Source organism: Spongiactinospora gelatinilytica, from assembly GCF_003236385.1.
Taxonomy (GTDB): domain Bacteria; phylum Actinomycetota; class Actinomycetes; order Streptosporangiales; family Streptosporangiaceae; genus Spongiactinospora; species Spongiactinospora gelatinilytica.
On sequence record NZ_POUA01000455.1, the window covers coordinates 1 to 5,308 of the forward strand.

5 protein-coding genes are annotated in these 5,308 nt (G+C 72.9%); 4 read left to right on the forward strand and 1 reads right to left on the reverse strand.

Going from position 1 to position 5,308, the window contains the following annotated elements; all coding sequences use genetic code 11:
* Positions 1-1,388 (reverse strand): serine/threonine-protein kinase (locus C1I98_RS43335; protein WP_306461938.1); only part of this gene is annotated, 1,388 nt, incomplete at its 3' end.
* Positions 1,389-1,524: 136 nt separating this feature from the next.
* On the opposite strand from C1I98_RS43335, the gene rsmA reads away from it, so the two are divergent.
* The 4 genes from rsmA to C1I98_RS34560 all read left to right on the forward strand — a co-directional run.
* Positions 1,525-2,394 carry a 16S rRNA (adenine(1518)-N(6)/adenine(1519)-N(6))-dimethyltransferase RsmA gene (gene rsmA, locus C1I98_RS34545; protein WP_111171525.1) on the forward strand — a complete coding sequence of 290 codons (870 nt, stop codon included), beginning with the start codon at positions 1,525-1,527 and terminating at the stop codon, positions 2,392-2,394.
* 84 nt (positions 2,395-2,478) lie between these two features.
* A complete protein-coding gene (locus C1I98_RS34550) occupies positions 2,479-3,357 on the forward strand; it encodes a C40 family peptidase (RefSeq protein ID WP_111171526.1) in 879 nt (292 codons plus the stop codon).
* Entirely contained in the window at positions 3,287-4,216 is a 930-nt protein-coding gene (locus C1I98_RS34555; RefSeq protein WP_199537447.1) for a 4-(cytidine 5'-diphospho)-2-C-methyl-D-erythritol kinase, read from the forward strand. The genes C1I98_RS34550 and C1I98_RS34555 overlap by 71 nt, the downstream gene beginning before the upstream one ends.
* Before the next feature lie 7 nt (positions 4,217-4,223).
* On the forward strand, positions 4,224-5,308 hold a 1,085-nt coding region (locus tag C1I98_RS34560; protein WP_146607822.1), incomplete at its 3' end, for an ABC-F family ATP-binding cassette domain-containing protein.

The window sequence follows — 5,308 nt, forward strand, 5'->3', positions numbered from 1 at the left end:
GGCAGGGAGGCGGAGGCCGGCTCGGGGTCGTGGGTCGCGCCGCGGTCGTCGAAAAGCGTCATCGTGGCGGTGGCGAGCGGCACGAGTTCGCCGCCGGTGTTGAGCAGGACCCACCGGACCGTGCAGAACCGGCCGCGCTTCGGGGTCGTGCCCGCGTACTCCGTCAGGCCGCACTGGGCCGGGCGCGGGATGATGAGCTGCGGATCCGTCAGCGGGGCGCCGAGCGGCAGCCGCCGTCCGATGCCGGGTCCCCGCTCCTGGGCGGCCGGGGCGGCCCGGCCGGGCGGGGGATCGTCACGGGCCGCGGCGATCACCAGGACGGCCCCCGCCACGGCGAGCGCGACGACGGCGGCAGCGGCGGCGACGAGCACCCGGCTGCGGCCTTTCACCTTTACCGGGGCCGGGGCTGCGGCAGGGGCCAGGCCGAAACCGGCGAGCGTCTGTGTGGCGTCCTCGCCGATGTTGGCGGGCGGCTCCCAGGACTCGGCGACCAGAGTCTCCTGCCGGGCGGGCGGAACGGCGGTCGGCGGCGCGGTGATGCCGCCGCCCAGGAGGGCCAACACCAGTTCCTGGGCGGTCGGCCGCCGCTCCGGTTCGGGGTCGGTGGCCCGCCGTACCAGGTCGTTCAGCGGGGCGGGCAGTACGCCGAGGTCCGGCCTGCCGTTCAGCACCCGGCCGGCCAGCGCGATGGCGTCGCCGTGGCCGAACGGGTGGCGTCCGTTGCCCGCGTAGGCGACCAGGCAGCCCCAGGCGAAGATGTCGGCGGCCGGGGTGATCGGCACCCCGCGTACCTGCTCGGGGGCCCACCAGCCAGGACTGCCGATCAGTTCGCCGGACAGGGTCATGCCGTGGGTGCGGTCCAGCGCCCGGGAGATCCCGAAGTCGATCACGCGCGGCCCGGAGATGGAAAGGATCACGTTGGCCGGTTTGAGGTCGCGGTGGACCAGCCCCGCGACGTGGATCGCCGCCAGCGCGGCGGCGACCCCGAGCGCCACGCCGTGCAGCGTGCCGGCCTCCAGCGCGCCGTACCGGCTGATCTGCCGGGACAGCGGCAGGCCCTCGATGTACTCGGTCACCATGTACGGCCGGCCGTCGCGGTCGTCGCCGTTGTCCAGCACCTGGGCCGTGCAGAACGAGGCGACCCTGCGCGCGTTGTCCACCTCCGAGTGGAACCTGACCGCGAACCCCGGTTCGGCCGCGTACTCCGCCTTCACCACCTTCACCGCCACCAGCCGCCCGGTCGGCGCGGTGGCCAGGTAGACCGTGCCCATGCCGCCCTCGCCGAGGCGGCCGAACAGCTTGTAGGGGCCGATGGTCTCCGGATCGGTGGAGGTGAGCCGTGCGGGATCGGGCTGATCGGGCCGCTCCGCACCAGGGTCCATGGTCATGTTCGCTTTCACTCCCGGTGTGGAGTCGTCGTTACCACTGCGCCCCCGTGAGGCAACGTTATCCACCTTCGATCCTTTCGTGCAGGTTCGGACGGCCGCCCTGGTCTGTTCGGTGCGAGACACTTGGGTGGATGACATGGGGAGAGGAATCGTGACCCTTCTCGGGCCGGTGGAAATCCGGGAATTGGCGGAGCGGCTGGACCTGCGCCCCACCAAGAGACTCGGCCAGAACTTCGTGATCGACGGCGGCACCGTGCGCCGCATCGTGCGCACCGCCGGGCTCGATGGCGACGACGTGGTGATCGAGGTCGGTCCCGGGCTCGGTTCGCTCACGCTCGCGCTGCTGCCGGAGGCCGCCCGGGTGATCGCCGTGGAGATCGATCCCGTGCTGGCCGCGCAGCTCCCGCGTACCGCCGCCGACCGCGCGCCCGAGCTGGCCGGCCGGCTCGACGTGGTGCCCGCCGACGCGCTGCGGGTGACTGCGGCCGAACTGCCCGGTTCGCCGCCCACCGCCCTGGTCGCGAACCTCCCCTACAACGTCGCCGTGCCCGTCGTGCTGCACCTGCTGGCCGAGCTGCCGTCGTTGCGCAAGGGCCTGGTGATGGTCCAGTCGGAGGTGGCCGACCGGCTGGCCGCGCCGCCGGGTTCGCGGGTGTACGGGGTGCCGTCGGTCAAGGCGGCCTGGTACGCGGACGTGCGGAGGGCCGGGCCGGTGGGGCGTACGGTGTTCTGGCCGGTGCCCAACGTGGACTCGGGCCTGGTCGCACTGACCCGCCGCGAGCCGCCCGCGACCACGGCCTCCCGGGAGGAGGTCTTCGCGGTGATCGACGCCGCGTTCGCGCAGCGCCGTAAGACGCTGCGGGCCGCGCTCGCGGGCTGGGCCGGTACGGCGGCGGCGGCCGAGGAGTCGTTGCGCCGGGCCGGAGTGGACCCGTCGAGCCGGGGCGAACGGCTGGCGGTGACCGATTTCGCGCGGGTCGCCGAGCACCGTCCATTGCCTGATTGATCAGCGTATTCCCTGACAAGAGCGGGCATTTGCGGTCTGTCGGTTTCCCTGTAAACGGCGCGTTCGCGGGGTAATACCTGACGCATGATGATCTCACCTGGTTTCGTGTGGACGCAGGTGGCGGCGGTCGGCTCGGCGATGTGGCTGCACGTGCCCGTCGATCCGGCGCCCACCGCCGCCGACCCGTACGTCACCGTCATGCCGTACGAGTCTCATGCCTGGACCGAGGCGCATGCCGCCGGAGAGGCCGCGCAGGCCGAGCGGACCGCGCGGCGGGAGGCCCGGCGCGCCCGGGGGCGGCTCGCCGCGACCGCCGCGCTGAGCATGATGGGCATGCCGTTCTCCTGGGGCGGCGGCTCGGCCGAAGGCGCCACCCGGGGCATCGGCCGGGGCAGCGGCACGGTCGGCTTCGACTGCTCCGGCCTCGCGCTCTACGCCTGGGCGCAGGCCGGAGTCCGGATCGCCCACTACACCGGCACCCAATACCGGCAGGGCCGCCGGGTGCGCGAGAAACGGCTGCGCCCCGGCGACCTCGTCTTCTTCGGCGAACGCCGGGGCGACCCCGACCACGTCGGCCTCTACGTCGACGACGGTGTCATGGTCCACGCCCCGCAGACCGGGGACGTGGTCAGAAAGACCGACTACCTCGCCTCGCCGTACTACAGCCGCCGCTACCGGGGCGCGGTACGGCCCGGACTGCGCCCCGTCGTGCCGCCGCTGGGCCCGCCACTGTGGCACAAGGCCGAAACCGGCCCTGCGCCCGCGCCCATGCCAGAGCAGACCAGCCCGGAGCCGATCAGTCCCACGGAGGACGCGGGGGCCGCTAACATACGACCCGGCCCGGATGACGGTTTCGCGGCCGGGAACGTGTCGAGGAGTGACGAGCGCCCCGATGGACTCCGTGACGGTCCGAGTGCCGGCCAAGGTCAACCTGCAACTCGCGGTGGGCCCGCTGCGCGATGACGGCTACCACGACCTGGTGAACGTCTTCCACGCCGTCTCCATCTACGACCACGTCACCGCCGTCGCGGCGGATTCCTTCTCCGTGCGGGTCGTGGGTGAGGAGGCGGGCCTGGTACCGGACGGACCGGACAATCTCGCAGTCAGGGCGGCCAGGGCACTCGCGGCCCGCGCCGATCGGCCGGTCGCCGCCTGGCTCACCATCAGAAAATCCATCCCGGTCGCGGGCGGCATGGCGGGCGGCAGCGCCGACGCCGCCGGAGCGCTGGTCGCCTGTAACGACCTGTGGAAACTCGGCCTGCCCCGGGAAGAACTTCTCGAGATCGCCGCCGATATCGGCAGCGATGTGCCGTTCGCGCTGTTCGGCGGCACCGCCGTGGGCACCGGCCGGGGCGAGCTGCTGACCGCCGTACCGACCGGCGGACGCTTCCACTGGGTGTTCGCGCTCGCCGAAGGCGGGCTGTCCACCCCCGCCGTCTACGCCCGCTGCGACCGCCTGCGCGAAGCGCGCGGCGAGCGGCCCGCGCCGCCCCAGGAGAGCAAGGCTATGATGGCGGCCCTGCGCGACGGCGACGCCGACGCGCTCGGCGCGGAGCTGGTCAACGACCTGCAAGAGGCCGCCGTGGCGATGCGCCCCTCGCTCGCCGCCACCCTCGACGCCGGACGTGAACGCGGCGCGCTCGGCGCGATCGTCTCCGGCTCCGGCCCGACCTGCGCGTTCCTCGTCGCGGGGGAGTCCAAGGCCGACGACCTGGCCCGCGCCCTCACCGGTTCCGCGGTCTGTCACGCCGCCGTCACCGCCTACGGGCCCGTGCGGGGCGCTCTGGCCGGGTCCGGTGGTCATCCGGTGGGGATAACCTGAATGCGCGATGAATCTGGTCAATCTTGAGTCGGTAACCCACGCCTACGGTCCGGTACCGCTGCTGCGCGAGGTCTCGTTGGGCATCGCCGCCGGTGAGCGGATCGGCGTCGTCGGCCGCAACGGCGGCGGCAAGACCACGCTGGTGTCGGTGATCGCCGGCACGCTACAGCCCGATTCAGGGCGGGTCACGCACAACCGGGGCCTGCGTGTCGGCGTACTGTCCCAGGGCGACGACCTCGACCCGGCCCGCACGGTGGAGTCCGCGGTGCTGGGCGACCTGGCCGAACACGAGTGGGCCGGGGACCAGGGGATCAGGGAGATCCTCAAGGGCCTGATCGGCGACATCGACCTGTCCGGCCTGGTGGGCGAGCTGTCGGGCGGGGAGCGCCGCCGTACCGCGCTGGCCCGGCTGCTGATCGGCGAACACGACCTGATCATCCTGGACGAGCCCACCAACCACCTGGACATCGAGGCCATCGACTGGCTGGCCGGGCACCTGGTGGGGCGCAAGTCGGCGCTGCTGGTCGTGACGCACGACCGGTGGTTCCTGGACGCGGTGTCCACGCGGACGTGGGAGGTCGTGGACGGCGCGGTCGAACGGTACGAAGGCGGATATGCCGCCTATGTGCTGGCCAAGGCGGAGCGCGCCCGGCTGGCCGCCGCCACCGAGGAACGCCGCCAGAACCTGATGCGCAAGGAGATCGCCTGGCTGCGCCGGGGGCCGCAGGCGCGTACCACCAAGCCGAAGTTCCGCGTGGAGGCCGCACAGGCGCTGATCGCCGACGAGCCGCCCGTCCGGGACGAGGTGGAGCTGGTACGGTTCGCCGCGGCCCGGCTCGGCAAGACCGTCTACGACCTCTTCGACGTCACCCTGCACGCGGGCGGGCCGGGCACGGGGCCGCTCGTCCTCGACCGGTGTACCTGGCAGCTCGGGCCCGGTGACCGGATCGGCCTCATCGGGGTCAACGGGTCGGGCAAGTCCAGCTTGCTGCGGCTGCTGGCCGACGCGGTACGGCCCGACGCTGGGCGGGTGGTGCGGGGGAAGACGGTGCGGCTCGCGTACCTGTCCCAGGAGCTGGTCGAGCTGGACCC